This window comes from Archangium sp., assembly GCF_036388035.1.
In the GTDB taxonomy this organism is placed as follows: Bacteria; Myxococcota; Myxococcia; order Myxococcales; family Myxococcaceae; genus Archangium.
Window position 1 is genome coordinate 1 of sequence record NZ_DASVSO010000627.1, and the last position, 2,391, is coordinate 2,391.

The following is a 2,391-nucleotide window of genomic DNA, read 5'->3' on the forward strand; positions in this document are numbered from 1 at the left end:
GAACTGGGCCCGAAAGGAGGCCAGCCCATCCACGAAGAACGGGCTGTACTCGAGGACCGGAATCCAGCGCTGCTCGACGAAGAAGGAGGTCTTCTCCTCCACCCGGACCGCACTGCCACCCACCTGGCCGATGGGCCCCAGCGCCACGCCCTTGAGGCCCGTCGGGTCACCGAGCTGGTTCGTCGCCGAGACGCGGGTGAAGAAGTAGTTGATGAAGACGAACTCACGAGGCGGCGCGTCTTCCTCGCGCTCCTTCGCATCACGCCACTCGGCGTACGCCCCGGGAAGGGGGGCGCTCCCCTGCGCCGCCGCGGGCAGAGCCAGTCCCACCGTCCCGAGGGCCAGCGCCAGCGCGCCCCCTCGTACCGCACTCCTGCCTGTCACGTCAGGAAACCACTGCCACGTCATACGTGTCTCGTCTCCGGAGAGGGTGCGCGCTCGGGCGCGTGATTACTGGGCGATGTACGTCTGCACCGCGTTGCCGGTGAACGGCTGGCCGCGGAACGTCACCGTCGAGGAGCCCACCGCGCCATCCGCGCAGCGGTGGCCGATGGCCTGCTGTGAGACGAAGAGTTCCATCTTCAGCGTCTTGCCATCCGCGCTCAGGCTGGCACGGCCCTCCTGCGTGAAGCCAGCCGGGTAGTTGAACGTCACATCGAAGCAGCTCAGGTCCTCCTTGGCGTTCTCGATGCGGTAGGTCAGCGTGGAGAGCGGAGCCTGCTCCTGCGTCTTCACGGCGTTGTCACACGTGCCGATGCTTCCCGCGGTCGGCGCGTCGCGGAGGGTGCCCATGTGGCTGATGACAGTGAAGTTGCCGCTCGCCGCCGTCAGGGTGACCCTGTTGTAGCACTGGGTGAACCCCCCGAGGTTCTGGTTCTCGCTATAGCCGTTGGGGTGGCTGGGGATGTTGTCTCCCTCCATCACGAACGTCTTGCCCTCCATCTGGTTGGTCGCCTTCTGGTTGGGATCCACCGGCGTCGGCGTGGGCTGCTTCTCGTCGTCGCCGCAGCCCACCACGCCCAGCGTGCACAGCATCACCGCGGACAGCAGTTGCTTCTTCATGTGACGGCTCCTCTTGCCGGGCATATGCCGGCTCGACTGGTTCAAAGAGTCTGGGATGTGTCGCGGGACCGAGCGCTCAGCTCTTGTCGGCCGCGATGGCCCGCTCGCGCAGCTCGCGCTTGAGAATCTTCCCGGCCGCCGACACTGGCAAGGATTCCACCAGGTCCACCCGCTTGGGCACCTTGTAGCGCGCCACCCGGCCGCGCAGGTGCTCCAGCAGCGCCTCGGACGTGGCCTGCGCGCCGGGCTTGAGCACCACGAAGGCGCGCCCCACCTCGCCCCACTTGGGGTCGGGCACCCCCACCACCGCGCAGCTCTGCACGGCGGGGTGCTCGTAGAGCGCCGTCTCCAGCTCCAGCGGGTACACGTTCTCTCCGCCGGAGATGAACATGTCCTTCTTGCGCCCGTTGATGAAGTAGAAGCCGTCCGCGTCCCGGTGCGCCAGGTCGCCCGTGTGGAACCAGCCCTCCTCGTCGATGGCCTCGGCCGTGGCCTCCGCGTTCTCGAAGTAGCCCGAGCCCATGGACGGGCCCTTGAGAATGAGCTCGCCCGTGGCGCCCTCGGGCACGTCGCGGCCCTCGTCATCCACCAGCCGCGCGTCGATGAAGTAGTTGGGCCGGCCGATGGAGCCCGCCTTGGACACGGCGAACTCGGGGCCCATGCTGAAGATGCCGGGGCCGAACTCCGTCATGCCGAAGCCCTGCTTGAAGGGCACCGCGTGCACCGCCTGCCACGCCTGGAGCAGCGGCACCGGCAGCGGCGCGCCACCGCTCGTGACGAAGCGCACGCTGGAGAGGTCCGCCGAGCGGAAGCGCGGCGCGTCATACATCTGCTGGTACTGCGTGGGCACCGCGAAGAAGAGCGTCACCTTCTCGCGCTCCACCAGCCGCAGCATCTCGTCCGCGTCCCAGCGGCGCATGAGCACCACCGTGCCGCCGCAGGTGAGCAGCGGCACCGTGTAGACGAGCAGCCCGCCCGTGTGGAACATGGGCGTGTGCGTCACCGTGACGTCCCCGGGCCGCACCTCGTGGATGAGCGTGTTGAGCGTGTTCCACGCCACCATGCGATAGCTGACACGCGCGCCCTTCGACTTGCCCGTGGTGCCGCCGGTGAAGAGCAGGCAGATGATGTCCTCCTCGCTCACCTGCCCGTTCGTCACCTTCGTCGGGGACGTGTGCGCGAGCAGCTCGGCGTAGGGGCGGCTCTCGGGCAGCCCCTGCCCCTCCATGTGGACAAGCTTCAGCGCCGGGCCCACCTGCTTGCTCACGGTGGCGACGCCGTCACGGAAGTCATCGCTGAAGAGGAGCACGCGCGGGCCGGTGTCGCGCA

Annotated in this window: 2 protein-coding genes and 1 pseudogene; all 3 read right to left on the bottom strand. The window is 68.1% G+C overall.

Translation table 11 applies throughout. The features are described 5' to 3' along the window. Window positions 1-384, bottom strand: a pseudogene (locus VF697_RS25645) (hypothetical protein); the annotation flags it as partial. Between the two features lie 66 nt (window positions 385-450). Further along, window positions 451-1,062, bottom strand: a complete 612-nt coding sequence (locus VF697_RS25650; RefSeq protein ID WP_331099345.1) for a hypothetical protein — start codon at window positions 1,060-1,062, stop codon at window positions 451-453. Between the two features lie 76 nt (window positions 1,063-1,138). Then, the coding region (locus tag VF697_RS25655) for a class I adenylate-forming enzyme family protein (protein ID WP_331099346.1) at window positions 1,139-2,391 on the bottom strand (1,253 nt) is incomplete at its 5' end.

Coding starts and splice junctions, on each gene's coding strand:
- VF697_RS25650 (WP_331099345.1), bottom strand. CDS start 1,062: ATGAAGAAGCAACTGCTGTCCGCGGTGATGCTGTGCACGCTGGGCGTG.